17 protein-coding genes are annotated in these 14,461 nt (G+C 61.8%); 12 read left to right on the top strand and 5 right to left on the bottom strand.

All coding sequences use genetic code 11. The annotated features are described in order from the left end of the window. Positions 1-50: 50 nt before the first annotated feature. Positions 51-458, bottom strand: a complete 408-nt coding sequence (locus ACFQ6H_RS29270) for a DUF5997 family protein (protein WP_317553060.1) — start codon at positions 456-458, stop codon at positions 51-53. Positions 459-514: 56 nt separating this feature from the next. Here ACFQ6H_RS29270 and ACFQ6H_RS29265 point away from each other — a divergent pair, with 56 nt between their 5' ends. The 7 genes from ACFQ6H_RS29265 (at position 515) to ACFQ6H_RS29235 (ending at position 8,431) form a co-directional block, all read left to right on the top strand. After that, positions 515-1,363: a LysR substrate-binding domain-containing protein gene (locus ACFQ6H_RS29265; RefSeq protein ID WP_378650338.1), complete on the top strand. Its 849-nt coding sequence runs from the start codon at positions 515-517 to the stop codon at positions 1,361-1,363. 120 nt (positions 1,364-1,483) lie between these two features. Beyond that, the gene (locus ACFQ6H_RS29260) at positions 1,484-1,792 is read left to right on the top strand and encodes a type VII secretion target (protein WP_182261897.1); all 309 of its coding nucleotides are present in this window, start codon (positions 1,484-1,486) and stop codon (positions 1,790-1,792) included. Further along, complete coding sequence (locus ACFQ6H_RS29255; RefSeq protein ID WP_378650336.1) at positions 1,789-4,152, top strand: hypothetical protein; 2,364 nt, start codon at positions 1,789-1,791, stop codon at positions 4,150-4,152. The genes ACFQ6H_RS29260 and ACFQ6H_RS29255 overlap by 4 nt, the downstream gene beginning before the upstream one ends. Next, entirely contained in the window at positions 4,142-4,969 is an 828-nt protein-coding gene (locus tag ACFQ6H_RS29250) for a hypothetical protein (protein ID WP_378545440.1), read from the top strand. The genes ACFQ6H_RS29255 and ACFQ6H_RS29250 overlap by 11 nt, the downstream gene beginning before the upstream one ends. 101 nt (positions 4,970-5,070) lie before the next feature. Further along, a complete protein-coding gene (locus ACFQ6H_RS29245) occupies positions 5,071-6,432 on the top strand; it encodes an FAD-binding oxidoreductase (RefSeq protein WP_378650334.1) in 1,362 nt (453 codons plus the stop codon). A 273-nt stretch (positions 6,433-6,705) separates the two neighbouring features. Next, positions 6,706-7,365: a response regulator transcription factor gene (locus ACFQ6H_RS29240; RefSeq protein WP_378650332.1), complete on the top strand. Its 660-nt coding sequence runs from the start codon at positions 6,706-6,708 to the stop codon at positions 7,363-7,365. Between the two features lie 181 nt (positions 7,366-7,546). Next, complete coding sequence (locus tag ACFQ6H_RS29235; RefSeq protein ID WP_378650330.1) at positions 7,547-8,431, top strand: ScbA/BarX family gamma-butyrolactone biosynthesis protein; 885 nt, start codon at positions 7,547-7,549, stop codon at positions 8,429-8,431. A gap of 41 nt (positions 8,432-8,472) precedes the next feature. Here ACFQ6H_RS29235 and ACFQ6H_RS29230 read toward each other — a convergent pair whose 3' ends face one another. Beyond that, complete coding sequence (locus tag ACFQ6H_RS29230; RefSeq protein ID WP_378446112.1) at positions 8,473-9,117, bottom strand: ScbR family autoregulator-binding transcription factor; 645 nt, start codon at positions 9,115-9,117, stop codon at positions 8,473-8,475. Positions 9,118-9,203: 86 nt separating this feature from the next. On the opposite strand from ACFQ6H_RS29230, the gene ACFQ6H_RS29225 reads away from it, so the two are divergent. Beyond that, positions 9,204-10,046 carry an NAD-dependent epimerase/dehydratase family protein gene (locus ACFQ6H_RS29225; RefSeq protein WP_378650328.1) on the top strand — a complete coding sequence of 281 codons (843 nt, stop codon included), beginning with the start codon at positions 9,204-9,206 and terminating at the stop codon, positions 10,044-10,046. A 49-nt stretch (positions 10,047-10,095) separates the two neighbouring features. On the opposite strand, the gene ACFQ6H_RS29220 is transcribed toward ACFQ6H_RS29225, so the two are convergent. Then, the gene (locus tag ACFQ6H_RS29220) at positions 10,096-11,055 is read right to left on the bottom strand and encodes a hydrogen peroxide-inducible genes activator (protein ID WP_378650326.1); all 960 of its coding nucleotides are present in this window, start codon (positions 11,053-11,055) and stop codon (positions 10,096-10,098) included. A gap of 228 nt (positions 11,056-11,283) precedes the next feature. Here ACFQ6H_RS29220 and ACFQ6H_RS29215 point away from each other — a divergent pair, with 228 nt between their 5' ends. From ACFQ6H_RS29215 to ACFQ6H_RS29205, 3 genes are all read left to right on the top strand, one after another. Next, a complete protein-coding gene (locus ACFQ6H_RS29215; protein WP_003942119.1) occupies positions 11,284-11,871 on the top strand; it encodes a peroxiredoxin in 588 nt (195 codons plus the stop codon). Between the two features lie 2 nt (positions 11,872-11,873). Further along, on the top strand, positions 11,874-12,413 hold the full coding sequence (locus tag ACFQ6H_RS29210) for a carboxymuconolactone decarboxylase family protein (RefSeq protein WP_378650324.1): 540 nt from the start codon (positions 11,874-11,876) through the stop codon (positions 12,411-12,413). A 79-nt stretch (positions 12,414-12,492) separates the two neighbouring features. Beyond that, complete coding sequence (locus tag ACFQ6H_RS29205) at positions 12,493-13,173, top strand: PhzF family phenazine biosynthesis protein (protein WP_378630631.1); 681 nt, start codon at positions 12,493-12,495, stop codon at positions 13,171-13,173. Here the strand turns inward: ACFQ6H_RS29205 and ACFQ6H_RS29200 are convergent. Then, positions 13,159-13,857: a hypothetical protein gene (locus tag ACFQ6H_RS29200; RefSeq protein ID WP_378650322.1), complete on the bottom strand. Its 699-nt coding sequence runs from the start codon at positions 13,855-13,857 to the stop codon at positions 13,159-13,161. The two genes, ACFQ6H_RS29205 and ACFQ6H_RS29200, sit on opposite strands and share 15 nt — an antisense overlap. Before the next feature lie 17 nt (positions 13,858-13,874). Between ACFQ6H_RS29200 and ACFQ6H_RS29195 the strand changes: the two genes are divergently transcribed. After that, entirely contained in the window at positions 13,875-14,141 is a 267-nt protein-coding gene (locus ACFQ6H_RS29195) for a hypothetical protein (protein ID WP_378445797.1), read from the top strand. 2 nt (positions 14,142-14,143) lie between these two features. Here ACFQ6H_RS29195 and ACFQ6H_RS29190 read toward each other — a convergent pair. Beyond that, the coding region (locus tag ACFQ6H_RS29190; RefSeq protein WP_378649602.1) for an aminotransferase class III-fold pyridoxal phosphate-dependent enzyme at positions 14,144-14,461 on the bottom strand (318 nt) is incomplete at its 5' end.

The raw sequence follows: 14,461 nt of genomic DNA, 5'->3' as shown, positions 1-14,461 counted from the left end.
CCTGTGCGCCTTTTCGGTAGTCGGCGCTACCGAAAAGGCGCACAGGGGCGTTAGCCCCTCTTTGCTTTTCGCGGCTGGTTGCGACGGGCTGCGTGCTTTTCCTTGATCCGAACGTTCTCGGCCCGCACGTCGGCCTGAACAGCGCGTTCCTTCTCGAGCCACTCGGGCTTCTCTTCGAGGAGAGCGGCGATCTGATCCGTGGTGAGTGCTTCTTCGACGCCACCGCGAGCGAGGCCGGCGATCGAAATGCCCAGCTTGGCGGCGATGACCGGGCGCGGGTGCGGTCCGGTGCGTCGCAGCTCCAGCAGCCACTCCGGCGGATCGGTCTGCAGAGCGGTCAGCTCGTCACGAGTCACGTCGCCTTCCTGGAACTGCGCAGGTGTTGCTTCCAGGTACACACCCAGCTTCTTGGCAGCCGTCGTCGGCTTCATCGTCTGGGGAGTTTTGTTCGACGTCATGCAACAAGAGTAACCAGCCGATACGGGTGCTTTTACCAAGGCGGTAGCCTTGCCTGGTGACAGACGCGGATAGTCAGGCAATTTTTCGACTCGCGTACGCCCCGGGGGTGACGCCCACCAAGTGGGTCCGGGTGTGGCACGAGCGACTCCCCGAGGTGCGTCTGGAGCTTGTTCAGTTCCCCGTTCTCGGACTCGAAGCGGCGCTTCGCGCAGGTGAAGCAGATGCAGGTTTGGTTCGCTTGCCGATCGACCGGACCGGTATCAGCGCGATCTCCCTGTACGCGGAAACCCCAGTGGTGGTGGTACCGAAAGATCACGTATTCACCGCTGTCGAACAAATCTCCGTCGACGACTTGGCAGACGAAATAGTGCTCGATCCGCTCGACGACAGACTCGACTGGCCGACACGTCCAGGCAAGGCCGCCGCCGAAAGACCCGCGAGTATCGCCGATGCCATCGAATTGGTAGCCGCGGGCGTCGGCGTAGTCGTTGTTCCCCATTCACTGGCGCGGTTCCACCATCGCAAGGACCTGACATTCCGTCCGGTGGACGGTGCACCCGAAGCTCCTGTGGCTTTGGCATGGTTGGAGTCCAAGACCACAGATCTGGTGGAGGAACTGATCGGCATCGTGCGTGGGCGCACGGCACAGAGTTCCCGCGGCCGGAACGGTGAGCCGGCCGAAAAGATCAAGGGCTCTGTCAAAGCAAAGATCGCGGCCCGCGAGCGTCGCGCAGAAGCTGCGAAGAACGGTCAGAAAGCAAAGGGCGCCGGCACCGCAAAGAACATTTCCGGCCGCAACGCCGGTTCCGGCAAAGCCAAGGCCGGTGGCAAATCGGGTAGCGGCAAGTCCGGCGGGACCAAGAGTTCGGGTGGCCGGTTCTCCGGAAAGCAGAAGGGCCGTTAGGGCTTTCACACAACCCCCTCGACCGCGAGGACGATGACGCACCCTTCGAGGTCGGGTCATCTGGCATGCTCTATCCTCGATTCACTGTGATCTCGCAGATGAATTCGGGGGGATTCGTTCATGGGTGTGGATACTTTTTCAGCTGATCCAGCCGAATTGGCAAGTGCTGCGGAGGGGCTGACGGCATCTGCCGAGGAACTCGGTGGATTCTCGGCTTCGGAGGCCGCTACCGCCGCATCGGCCGGAGCCGCCGGGTCGGCGTTCGCTGCAGCCATAGCCGACAACGTCGTCACCGTCGACGAACTCGGCCGCGCAATCGGAGCGGGGATCACTGCTACCCGCACGAAACTGGAAAACTCCGCACGAGAGTTCGCCCGGGTCGACATCGCCAACGGCGCACGGATCGAGGATTCGGGAGACGTGCGATGACACTGTCGATCTCGCAGATCCGATCCTGGAATCTGGACGCCCTCGACAACTATGCCGGCTCCCTGGGCCGCGGGCATGACGTATTCGACAGCAACGTCGACATCGCGCACCGAATCATGGACACCGCAACCAGCAATTGGAGCGGCAGCGCGGCGACTGCAGCGTGGGATTCGGCAACGCAGCAGCATGCCTTCGGGCGAGACGCCGTCGCGATAGTCGGGGACGCCGGGCGCTGTGTCGCAGCGCAATCGGCAAACCTCCGGTACGCCCGCGAAACACTGGTCAGCCGCGTCGACGACGCGAGCGCCGACGGTTTCACCGTCTCTGACGACGGTTCAGTCACCGCGACGCCCGCAACTCTGGCGAGCACGGATCCGCGCAAGGTAGAAGCCCGCCTCGAATATCACTCGTGGCGCATCGGCACGGCACTCACGGACGTCGACGAGACCGACGCGAGCGCCGGCAGAATCCTCAAGGAGATCACCGCCGCAGGCACCTCGCTCATCGACCGCAAGGCCGATTTCGGGATCCCCGATGCAGCGTCGACCACTCCTTCACATCACGTTCGGTTCGATGGTCAGGGAGCCCACGACTCCGACATTCTCGCGCAGTCCCCAGGCGCAACACCCGAGAGCGAGGCGGCCAAGCAACGGTTGATCGCCGCGACGACCTTCACTCCGGAACAACAAGCGCAACTTGCTGCCGGCGGGCCCGTGGTCGTCGACCCAGAACAACTCGCCTACCTACGTGAGTTCTACGCCGATACCGACCTCGACGAGCTGAAGGATATCGGTGCAGGAGCCGAAGGATTCCGCACGGTCAACTTCCCCGATGCGAATGTCCCCGCCGACGCGCGAATCACCAGCGCTCTCGCCTCGGGCATGTTCATCGTCTCCAATCCCAACGTCACCGACGGCAACGGCAACGGCAACGGCAACGGGGGCAGCCTCGACAACCTTCCGCCAGACGTCCGCAAAATCTTCAGCGACCCCGCGTACAGCTCGCAACTCCAACCCGGCGGGTACTCCACCACCGTGAACGTCAACCATTTCGACGATTCGAATGCCCTCACGGACATACTTCGAAATGCAGACCCGGCGACACAATCCGGCAGCGCTTTGAGTTCTGCACTGCTCGATCGCAGCGCAGATCTCGCCCCTCTCCAATCGCAAACTTCATCGAGCGCCCCGATGCGATTGGTCTTCGACGACGACGGCCGGCCCGTCAGCAACGATGAGCTCGACTCCAGCCTCACCAAAGCCCTCGACGTTGCCACTCGGGACATACCTTCGAACGCCAACTTCCTCACCACCCCCGCTCATCAGGACGACGTGGTGAATCTGTTCACCCGCGAATGGAACGATGACGGACGAGCCGTCAGCGGCCTCACCGATTGGATCGGGCCCGACGCCACCAACTCCAACCCAGCTGTTGCCGAACGGGCCGGCGCCTCTGCCCTTGCACTCGCCCACAATCTCGCCGACAACAAAGGTGCCTACCTCGACATCGCCGGCCTGGACAACAGATCCGTCGGAGAAGTGAATCCCGCGTTGACGCAAACCATCGGTTCCGCGGTGACCCCGAACATCGGGAATCTCGTCGGATTGGAACCCGATCAAACCGGTACCCTCGGTTTCGAAAATCTCGATGCCTACGACGACAGATTCGCCAATGCAAAATCGGTGATCGCGATCATCGACAGCGACCCCCACGCAGCCGCACGTTTCAATGCGAACATGCTCGGAGCCGCGGGCCAACTCCAAGGGACCTTCGTCGAAACCAGCATGAGCGGAGACCTCGCCGCGGGTTCTTCGCAATATGCAATATATGCGGGACGCGTCCAGGCACTGATGGACGGTGCTCTCGAGGAAGAAGCCCTCAACCGAACCGGTGACGCTGCGGCGGCGCAACAGGACATCATCAGCAGACGTGGGAAAACATACGACGAACTCGGTTGGCTGATTTCCGGCGGTGCTGCCATGATCCCAGGCTTCGGACCACCGACCAGCGTTGCAGTCAGCATGCTGGGAGTCGAACTCAAAGATCACGTCCTGGGCTCCCCGGTCGAAGTTCCTCCGGCACAACTCAACTTCACAGACCAGAGTTCGGCTTCGACGACCCTTCTCGATTACCGATTGGTTCAGGCACTCGACAACGCCTACGGGACTTCGGATTTCCGCGCCCTGAACGAATATCGTGTCGATGGTGATCCGAGCCGGCCACTCAGTCCATTGGACCCGGAATCCACGAGCACCAGCACAAGACTCGACGGTGCTCTACAAGACTATTTGAGATACCGCGGTTTCAATCGCGACACCTTCATGACCAATTTGAGGGACGGACTAGACGATGTCGGATAAGTTGCTCATCAATGCACGGCGCCGAAACAGCTACCGTGCAACGGTTCTCGCATTGACATTCATCCTCGGGCTCGGCATCGCAGGTTGCTCGCCGTCGGAAAGTGGCGAAACACTCACAGCCGCAACCACACCAGCAGCACCAAGTGTCTACACGCTGCCGAGCTACATGACCGACTACCGCAACCAATGGATCGCAGATCCCGGCACCGATCTCTTCAGTGAAGAAGGCACCGTCGTCCGAGCATTCGTAGAATCCGACAACATAGTCAACAGCAGCGGCGATACAGCACAGGCTTACCCCGGTTTCGCGCGAGCTACCGAAGACACCCGCGGAACGGTCTCGAGCGATCGCCGCTACGTGAGCGCTCCAGACGTACCACCCCGCACCTACCGAGGTACAAGTTTCAACCGAATACTGAGTATTCAAACAATCACCGCTGGGTATCCGGGCGATTCCACTGTCGTCGCCTACGTCTGTGCCGACGCCTACGACACCGACTTCGACGGCCGACAACCGGATTGGTTCCGACCAATGAGCGCCAGCTACGAGATACGGATGCACAACACGGCGCCCACTCCGACAGACGCCGCCTACCCCCGGTTCGAAGGACCGCGCGATGCCCCCGCAAGCGACATCTTCGGCGGCTGGGTCTTTGACCAATTCACCAGCTCCACCAGCAACCGCGAACACAAGGACGAGTGCTACGACTGGTTCGAGTCCCGTCACGACCAACGATATTCCAGATTGAGCACCGACTTCACCCCACCCCTCGTCCTCCCCAACTACCCCGGCTGGCCAGAAGGTGCGGCCCGGTAGGGGCCAGGGCAACGGTGCCGCGCCCAAATCTGACCAAGTCAGGACCTCAGCGGCGCTGCGGGACGCATGATGGAGTGATGACGGTTGAAAATTCTCACGCCATGGACGAACTTGTAGCAGCGCTCCCCGAGGGAGCCGTCCTGCTGGATCCGGACGTGACCGCGGGCTACCGCCAGGACTGGGCCGCCGACCCGGCCGCGGGCCACCCCGCTGCCGTGGTTCGCGCAACGTGCACTGAAGACATCCAAACCGTGATGCGATGGGCAACCGCCCACCGCGTTCCGGTGGTTCCCAGAGGCGCAGGCTCGGGCCTGTCCGGTGGATCCAGCGCCGTCGACGGTTGCATCGTGGTCAGCACCGAGCGAATGCGAAAGATCACGATCGACCCGGTCGCCCGGGTGGCGGTTACTCAGCCCGGCTTGATGAACGCCGAGGTCAAGAAAGCCGCCTCAGAGCACGGACTCTGGTACCCACCCGACCCGTCATCCTTCGAAATCTGTTCCATCGGGGGCAATGCAGCTACCAACGCCGGTGGGCTCTGCTGCGTCAAGTACGGAGTTACCACCGACTACGTTCTCGGACTTCGGGTCGTCCTGGCAGACGGGACAGCGGTCAGCCTCGGTGGCCCACTTCTCAAAGACGTTGCCGGACTCTCACTCACCAAACTGTTCGTGGGCAGTGAGGGCACTCTCGGCATCATCACGGAAATCACGTTGCGTCTGATTCCGGCACAGCCGCCCACATCGACCGTCGTGGCCTCGTTCGACTCGGTGCAAGAAGCTGCCGACGCAGTCTTGGCGATCACCAGCAACATGCGTCCGGCGATGCTCGAGTTCATGGATCATGCCAGCATCAATGCCGTCGAGGATTCGGTGCGCATGGGTCTGAACCGCAAGGCTCACGCATTGCTGCTCGCGCAGTCCGACGCACCCGGCGCGGCAGGCGTGCTGGAAATCGAGACCATCGTTCAGGCATGCGAAAACAACGGAGCCACCGAGGTATTCGCGACCGACGACCAGGCCGAAGGTGACGCGTTTGCGGCGGCTCGGCGAGCCGTGTTCCCCGCAGTGCTCGCGATGGGGAGTCTGCTTCTCGAAGACGTGGGCGTTCCCATGCGCGCACTCCCCCAGTTGGTGACCGGCGTCGAAGCCATCGCCGACGACCTCGACGTCCTGATCTGCACGGTCGCGCATGCCGGGGACGGAAACACACACCCGCTCATCGTGTTCGACCCCGCCGACCCGGATATGACGGAACGCGCACAGATCGCTTTCGGACGGGTGATGGATCTCGCCATTGCCCTCGGTGGCACGATCACCGGCGAACACGGGGTCGGCCGGCTCAAGCGCGACTGGCTGCCGTCCCAGTTGGGTGAAGACGTCATGGCCCTCAATCGCAAGGTCAAGGATGCCCTCGACCCGCTGGGAATACTCAATCCCGGAGCAGTGATCGTCGCAAAGTAACAACTCCTCGATTCCAACTTCGGGGACGCCGCGGAATCAATTCGCCGCGACTCAGAAGCCCTGTGGTGCAACGACTCATGGAATCCGCCCAAGGCCCAGGCCGGTACTCCGTCGAACGCGCGAGTTTCTCTGGGCGGACGGGCACGTCCGATATCGCTGTTACCGGCGTCGCGCAGGGGTAGCCCGCCGACGAAACCACGCTGAAACCAACGGTTTTGGTTGCGCCATGACGAGAACGCAGCGGACTGGACTTCCACCGGTGGTGTAGTCGCTATGACGCACACCAGCACAGTGACCGTGTACACCACTCATAGCGATCGAAGGTTCGCCGAAGCAATCGCTGCCGGAATCAGCGCGAGGGCTGATTCCGGGACACCGACCGCAGATATGAGTCTGCTAGAGCACCACACCAGCGATCACGGTAGAGCGCTTGTTCTCCTACCATTCGGGGGCGTCGATTGGCAGGTGAAGGAGCTCTCCGCACTCGAGGGATCGATCCTGGTCGGCGATCTCAGTGGCGGCCACTCCATGGTTCGGGGGCTCGCGGCGGGCGCCCACACCGCGCTCAACTCTCAACTACCGTTCGCATCGCTGCTCGATGAGCTACAGGCCTCTCTCGACCCCAATTCCACTCAGCTTGCACACGACAAGTCCTCTCTCGTACAACGCATCCGGTTGCGCACCGAAGAAACCGCACGAATCGGCAGTCTCACGGATCGCGAGTTCGAAATCGTGGGACTTCTCCACGGCGGTTCGAATGTCGACTCGATTGCCCGAACCGCCCACATTGCCCCGACCACGGTTCGCGCCCACATCCGAAGCATCTTGCAGAAGCTAGGGGCGCACTCCCAGATAGAGGCCTGCGGGATGCTCCACCGCTCCGGTCACGACGCACGCAGACAACCACTGGAACTTCGGATCGGACGCTTCTAGCAGGAAGTGCCCCAGCCACTCATCGAGACGGGCGCTCATTGAGACGGACGCTCACCCCGATCGAACTCGACCTTCGCAAAGATCGTCAATTTTGACGATTCGACGACGTCCCCGAACGTCGAACATTAGGTCCACCACGACACCGAAGCCTCGAGTGAACATCGAAAGGTGCATTCAATCAATGGAATACACACGCACAGTGCCGCGCCATCTCGTCCACAGACATGCTGTTGCCGAGGTTTTCTTGACGGACTACCGGCCCGAATCGAACTCGGGGTACCAGGTTGCTGTTCAACTCCCGGTCTCGCACCGGATATTCGACGCATCGAGCGAGCAACACGATCCGCTCGGGGTGGCAGAAGCATTTCGACAGGCAGTGGTGCTTCTCTGCCACACCCGATACGACATTCCACTGCACTACAAGTTCCTCATGGAAACATTCAGCTTCGAGATGTTGGATGCACTCGACGTGCAACCAGTAGCGGAGCCGTTGAGTTTCTCGATGACAGTGGACAACCTCACCCACCGCGACGGAGCGGTCTCGGGCGTCGATGTATCCGGAATCCTCCGAGAAGGCGCTCGGCACGTCGCCAAGTGCAACGCTGTCGCGCGAGGAGTCAGCCCCGAGGGATACCGCCGAATTCGGCGGGGACGCGAAGATCACCGCCAAAGCCAACGCATCCTTCCCACCGGAACCGCGGTGGTCGGATCGGACCGAGTCGGACGCTTAACCGATGGAGATGTGCTCATCAGCACTGATCCTGCTCGGCACACGATGTTCTGCGCTCCAGATCCGCGCAACCACTCCCTTTTCGACCACCCCGTCGACCACATCCCAGGAATGATCCTTTTCGAGGCCGCTCGACAAGCCGTGCGATACCGCATCGGCAACCCAGCAACAAGTATCGCCTCACTCTCGGCGGTCTTTCCAAGGTTCACCGAATGGGAAACGCCGTGCGAGGTGTCAACGACCCCCCTTGACACCTCAGGCCATGTGCACCGCGTTCGGTTCACTCAAGAAGGGGAAACCACCGCGGAACTTGAACTTACAGTTGCGAACCAATGATGAGAGAGGGTGAACACGTTCTTTTCGTCGCGTCGTCCACGTCACACGCTCGGAGCTTCCCACTCTCGCGGTGCAAGCGACGCCAGCTGCATGACATGCGCCAACTTGTCCTCGCGGACGATAGTTGGCAACACCAAGTTCCACATCTGACTCAACCGCTCGTACAGGTCGGTTCGGCCCGTCAGCATTTCCGAGAGAATCTGCACTCCCGTGAACGATCCCACGACAAACCGAGCCAACGCGTCGATGTCGGTGCCCGGGACGATATCGCCGGCTTCGGCCGCTTGGGTTGCCACCTGCTTGATAGCCTCGATCCAGTCGAGGTACGGCTGTTCGATGGGACCCTGAATACTGCCGATCTCCATCGTCAAACGCATGCCACCTCGCGCGATGGGCTCGGTCACAAGCTGCCGAGCCATCTCCTGCGAGACGAGCACCAAGGTTTCGACCGCGATGTCGGAATGCGCAGCAACCCGCCGGGTACCCTCCATCGCCATACCGTGCTGGGCAGCGATGACCGCGTGCGCAAGCTCCTCCTTCGACGCGAAATGAAAATACATCGCGCCCTTGGACACACCCCCATGCTGCAAGATCGTGCCCAGACTGGCGGAGTACCCGAACTTCTCGAAGCTCTTCGCAGCACCCAAAATTACGGCCTGGCGCGTGAGGACCGCACGCTCCTGCATGATCAACCCAGCTCTCGTTGCCAACGGAATGTATCTCAACGATACGTCGAAAGGCCCGGCAGCAACGCTCTCGACACGGACACACCGTGACGACTTTGGTACTCGGGGCCACTGGTTTCATCGGCTCAGCGGTGATGAACCAGCTAATTTCCCGGGACGGGAACGCTGCAATCGGTTTCGTTCGCACGGAGAACGCAGCCGAACAACTCAGCCGCTACGGTATTGCCGCCGCGATCGGCGACATCAACGACAGCGCTTCTCTACGAGGTGCAATGAGTCAGGCGTCTACCGTCATCTGTTGCGTGTCGTACGTGGGCGACGACGAACAACAGTGCGTTCACGTCAACCAACACGGCATACGGAACGTTGCGTCGGTCGCCGCCGCCGTCGGCGTCGAACGGTTGCTCTACGTCAGCACCGCGGCCGTGTACGGGCCAGGCCCCTTTCGAGACTTGCCGGTCGACGGCGCACCTCTCGAACCACACTCACCTGCCAGTCGCACGCGCGCTCTCGCCGAGAAGTTCGTGCGCGACGCCGGAGGCCTGGTCATCCGGCCCCACCTCGTGTACGGAACCGGTGACAGATGGTTTCTGCCGACTCTGACGCGAATTGTCTCTCGACTCGACTCGATCATCGACGACGGTAATGCGGTCCTGTCAGTAGTCGACGTAGACCTACTCGCGCGATCTATCCACGCACTGTCGACAGAACAGCAATTTCGCTACGGCTCAACACTTCACGTCAACGAACCTGCCCCACGTACAGTCATCGACGTTCTCGAGCACCATGCGCGGGAGACCAACTGGACTCTGCCTCAGAACTCTATCCCCCGCGCCGACGCAGTGAACGCAGCTGCCCAGCTGGGTCTCGACATGCACCAGATAGACATGATCAGCCTCGATCACTGGTTCCGGTCGAGACTGTATTGATCCTGCGGCGTCTCCGGAGCCCAACCTGGAAAATATCGATCCGACTGGATCAAACAGAATCTGCCCCGGCGACAATCGCGGTGCGATCGAGGCACTTCTGACCCGGCGCAACAGATTTCACCAGCTCAGCCAGCTGGCGGAATCCTTCCGCTCGACCACTCGAAGAGCGGAACACGACGCCGATCGTGCGACCTGGAGCCGGCGACGCGAAGCGCGCCGTCGACAAATCCCCGCGTCGAACCTCCACTGTAACAGCAGATTCCGGGACCAAAGTCACCCCGAGTCCCCCGGCCACACACTGCACGACCGTTGCGAGGGAGGTCGCCCGCGTGTCACCGGCAAGAGGATGAGCGTCCACGGAACGGCACAGATCCAACGTCTGATCACGCAGGCAGTGGCCGTCGTCGAGCAAGAGCAACGGCAGCGCGTCGAGCACGTCCGCCGTGAGATCGACGCGTCCGGCCAAGGAATGATCGTTCGGCACGACCATCACAAAATCCTCTTCGTACACAGGAACTTCCACCAGGCCGGGTGTTCCGGCGGGTAACGCCAACACAGCGACATCGAGCGCTCCCGATCGCAGTGCATCAAGCAAGCGCGCCGTTTGATCCTCGACTATTTGCGGCGCCAACGACGGCAACTTCTCGCGTAGCTCGGGCAGCAACCCCGGAAGGATGTAGGGCGCAACGGTGGGGATCAGCCCGATGCGTAGCGGACCGGTCAGAGAGTCGCCGGAGCCGGCGGCGCTCGCGACAAATCCATCGGCAGCTTCGAGAATCTGCTTGGCCTGACCGAGTAGGCGCTGGCCGTCCGCGGTCACGAGCACGCGTCGGGTACTGCGCTCGATCAGTTTGACTCCCAACCCCGCCTCGAGAGCCGCCAGCGCCTGCGACAGTGTGGGTTGGCTCACACCGGAACGTGCTGCGGCAGTACCGAAGTGCCGATACTCCGCCACCGACACAAAGGCACGCAGCTGTGACAAGGAAGGTTGATAAGTCTGATCAGACATGCCTATCAGTGTAGTGCCACCCATCACCTTTACCTTTTGAACGGTTTGATGCAGAATGGACTCATACCAAAAAGCGCCGGTCACAACCTCGACATTTCAGTCGAAACCGTCCGACCCGCTGACGGTGACAAACCCTCTCGATCCAGCACGTTCGGCCGTCACAATCCGAACAGCCAGATCGTGTGCGAAGAAATTCCTGTTCACGAGACACGTAGGAGAATGAGACACATGGCTCTGCTCACAATCGGCGACCAGTTCCCCGCTTACAACCTCACGGCTGTCATCGGCGGCGACCTGTCCAAGGTCGATGCCCAGCAGCCCGATGACTACTTCACCACCGTCACCAGTGACGACTACGCAGGCAAATGGCGCATCGTCTTCTTCTGGCCCAAGGACTTCACCTTCGTGTGCCCCACCGAGATTGCTGCATTCGGCAAGCTCAACGAAGAGTTCGCAGACCGTGACGCTCAGGTCCTCGGCGCTTCCGTCGACAACGAGTTCGTGCACTTCCAGTGGCGCGCACAGCACGAGGAGCTCAAGACCCTCCCCTTCCCGATGCTCTCGGACCTCAAGCGCGAGCTTGCCGAGGCCACCGGCGTCCTCAACGCTGACGGCGTTGCAGACCGCGCGACGTTCATCGTCGACCCCAACAACGAGATCCAGTTCGTCTCCGTCACAGCCGGTTCCGTCGGCCGTAACGTCGACGAGGTTCTCCGCGTCCTCGACGCTCTCCAGAGCGACGAGCTGTGCGCATGCAACTGGAAGAAGGGCGACCCGACCATCAACGCCGGCGAGCTCCTGACTGCGAGCGTCTGAGTATGAGCATCGAGAACCTCAAGAACTCGCTTCCCGAGTACGCGAAGGACCTCAAGCTCAACCTGAGTTCCATTGCGCGCACGACGGTCCTGAACGAGCAGCAGTTGTGGGGAACACTCCTCGCAACGGCCGCAGCCACCAAGTCTGCGTCCACGCTCAAGGAGATTGCATCCGAGGCTGCCGACAACCTGTCGGCAGAGGCGTACAACGCCGCTCTCGGCGCAGCGTCGATCATGGGCATGAACAACGTCTTCTACCGCACCAAGGGCTACCTCGACGGTAAGTACGACGATCTTCGTGCCGGCCTGCGGATGAACATCATCGGCAACCCGGGCGTCGACAAGGCCGACTTCGAATTGTGGTCGCTTGCAGTGTCCGCGATCAACGGCTGCAACCACTGCCTCGAAGCTCACGAGAACACCCTCCGCCAGGAAGGTGTCGACCGCGAGGTCATCTTCGAAGCAATCCGCGCCGGTTCCATCGTCGCGGGCGTCGCGCAGGCTGTCGAAGCCAACGAAATCCTCTCTGCCGCACAGGTCTGATCCTCGTACCTGACTGCAGTTCGACGAGCCCTCCCCACCATGACGGTGGGGAGGGCTTTTCGCGCGCTAGGGTGGACCGATGGGTATCGAGGTGAGTGTGGTCCGGGTCTTCGCGGACGAAAACGGCAAGCATGGCAATCCGCTGGGAATCGTCGACGCATCCACGGTTGCAGAATCGGATCGACAAGCCGTTGCGAAGGAACTCGACTACAGCGAGACCATCTTCATCGACGTCCCGGAAGACGGCGCCTCGCGTGCCCGGGCTCAGATCTTCACTCCGGCAGCAGAACTCCCCTTCGCCGGGCACCCCACCGTCGGGGCGACGTGGTGGCTGAGCGAGCAGGGTCGTCGCGTGAGCGCCCTCGACGTTCCAGCCGGCAGGGTCGACGTCCGCCAATCCGGCGCTCTCACGTGGGTACGCGCCCGTGCCGAATGGGCACCGGAATTCGCGATCTACCCGATGGACACGGTCGACGAGGTCATCGGCGCCGATCCGTCCGACTACGAGGCGGATCATTCGTATCTGTGGGCCTGGCAGGACAAGCTCGAAGCTGCGATCCGCGCACGTATGTTCGCACCCGTGATGGGAATCGCCGAGGACGAGGCAACCGGATCGGCAGCGTTGCGCATCACGGACCGACTGAGGAAATCGCTCCTCATCACCCAGGGACGCGGATCGGTACTGCACACCACGTTCTCCCCGGAAGGGTGGCTCGAAGTCGGCGGACGTGTGGTTGCCGAGCCGTCACGAACCTTGTGAGTACCCGGCCGGATTACGTCCGGCTTCGAGATCGCCTGCGCTGAGCGACACCGAGATCTCGTCGCCGAGGGCAACTCCGGGTGCAAGCGGCAGTTGATCGCCGCTCCAGAACTTGCCCGGATCGAACCAGTTGATACGACGATTACCGACAAGCAGACCCATCGCCTCATAGGTTTTGGCAACTACTTCGGCGCAGTAAGCGCTTTCGACGGCCACCGCGGAGACGTCGGACTTCTTGCGCAGCTTCGGGATCCGGCCTCCGAACCAGCGTGAGGCGAGCTTGGCCGTGGACGGGAACGGCGTGCCGTCCAGTCGCGCGATCGTCTTCAGCAGAGCGTCTTCCTGCTCACGGGTGATGTCGTGGTCGAGCTGGCGCAACCATCCGCGCTGCCCGTACTTGGCGCCCCACACCTGAACCGCCGATCTCAGATCGTGCAGTTGGACACCGCGCTGGAAGCGTCCGGTCCACATGTCCTGCAGCGAATGACCGAGTTCCGCATGCCACATCAGCGGCGGGAGGTCGTCGATCACCACCGACATTCCCACGTGATTGACCGGGCTGTTGGTCAGCGTCTGGATGGCTCGATCGGCCGTCGACTCTCCGCGGAAGATCCAGATGTCACCCGTGCGGGTCACGGCGGCGGCCTCGTCGAGACTCACCTGCGAAAGCAATCGTCGGTCCATGCCTCTAGCGTAGAGGGATGAAACTCACGACTCCTCTGCGCGCCTCGCACGTATGGAAACTGGTCGGCCTCGCCGGTGCCATGGGCATTGCCGCAACCGGGGTCCTCGTTGCGCGCGGCGAACGCCAGCGTCGGGCCTACTCTCCGGACGAGATTCGCTCGGTGCTACACGAGCGCTACACCCAGGCATACGCCAAGCAGTCGGAGCAAGAGGTTCTGGAACTGGAACCTGCGCCCAACGCAGTGCGGCGCCGAATCGAGAAACTCTTTCGGCGCCGCAGCTGACATCAGCCGAGGGCTGCGAGGATCCCCGCGGCCATCTCCGCGACCTGATCGTCGGTCATCACAAACGTCGGCGAAATCTGCATCGCACCCTGACCCGCAGCGCGACCCGAAATACCATGCTCACGAAGCGTCTTCACGAACGGCAACGCCTCCGCCGGATCAGCCAACTGCACAGCCGCGACCGCACCGAGCCCACTACGAACCTCCGCCACCCGCGGATGCTCGGCCAGCGGCTGCAGATGCGTATGCAACGACGCCTCCAAACGCTTCGACTCCGCGAGCAGATTCTCACGCTCGAGAATGTCGAGGTTCGCCATCGC

The organism is Rhodococcus sp. NPDC056506, from assembly GCF_042794945.1.
In the GTDB taxonomy this organism is placed as follows: domain Bacteria; phylum Actinomycetota; class Actinomycetes; order Mycobacteriales; family Mycobacteriaceae; genus Rhodococcus_F.
The sequence above is the reverse complement of the archived record's forward strand: the minus strand, read 5'-3'. Positions and strand labels throughout refer to the sequence as shown.

What these genes read in the sequence shown, in the direction of transcription:
- ACFQ6H_RS29250 (WP_378545440.1), top strand. Translation starts at nt 4,142, where the DNA reads ATGTCGGATAAGTTGCTCATCAATGCACGGCGCCGAAACAGCTACCGT.
- ACFQ6H_RS29210 (WP_378650324.1), top strand. Translation starts at nt 11,874, where the DNA reads ATGAGCATCGAGAACCTCAAGAACTCGCTTCCCGAGTACGCGAAGGAC.
- ACFQ6H_RS29270 (WP_317553060.1), bottom strand. Translation starts at nt 458, where the DNA reads ATGACGTCGAACAAAACTCCCCAGACGATGAAGCCGACGACGGCTGCC.
- ACFQ6H_RS29195 (WP_378445797.1), top strand. Translation starts at nt 13,875, where the DNA reads ATGAAACTCACGACTCCTCTGCGCGCCTCGCACGTATGGAAACTGGTC.
- ACFQ6H_RS29200 (WP_378650322.1), bottom strand. Translation starts at nt 13,857, where the DNA reads ATGGACCGACGATTGCTTTCGCAGGTGAGTCTCGACGAGGCCGCCGCC.
- ACFQ6H_RS29235 (WP_378650330.1), top strand. Translation starts at nt 7,547, where the DNA reads ATGGAATACACACGCACAGTGCCGCGCCATCTCGTCCACAGACATGCT.
- ACFQ6H_RS29215 (WP_003942119.1), top strand. Translation starts at nt 11,284, where the DNA reads ATGGCTCTGCTCACAATCGGCGACCAGTTCCCCGCTTACAACCTCACG.
- ACFQ6H_RS29230 (WP_378446112.1), bottom strand. Translation starts at nt 9,117, where the DNA reads ATGCAGGAGCGTGCGGTCCTCACGCGCCAGGCCGTAATTTTGGGTGCT.
- ACFQ6H_RS29220 (WP_378650326.1), bottom strand. Translation starts at nt 11,055, where the DNA reads ATGTCTGATCAGACTTATCAACCTTCCTTGTCACAGCTGCGTGCCTTT.
- ACFQ6H_RS29245 (WP_378650334.1), top strand. Translation starts at nt 5,071, where the DNA reads ATGGACGAACTTGTAGCAGCGCTCCCCGAGGGAGCCGTCCTGCTGGAT.
- ACFQ6H_RS29205 (WP_378630631.1), top strand. Translation starts at nt 12,493, where the DNA reads ATGGGTATCGAGGTGAGTGTGGTCCGGGTCTTCGCGGACGAAAACGGC.
- ACFQ6H_RS29260 (WP_182261897.1), top strand. Translation starts at nt 1,484, where the DNA reads ATGGGTGTGGATACTTTTTCAGCTGATCCAGCCGAATTGGCAAGTGCT.
- ACFQ6H_RS29240 (WP_378650332.1), top strand. Translation starts at nt 6,706, where the DNA reads ATGACGCACACCAGCACAGTGACCGTGTACACCACTCATAGCGATCGA.
- ACFQ6H_RS29255 (WP_378650336.1), top strand. Translation starts at nt 1,789, where the DNA reads ATGACACTGTCGATCTCGCAGATCCGATCCTGGAATCTGGACGCCCTC.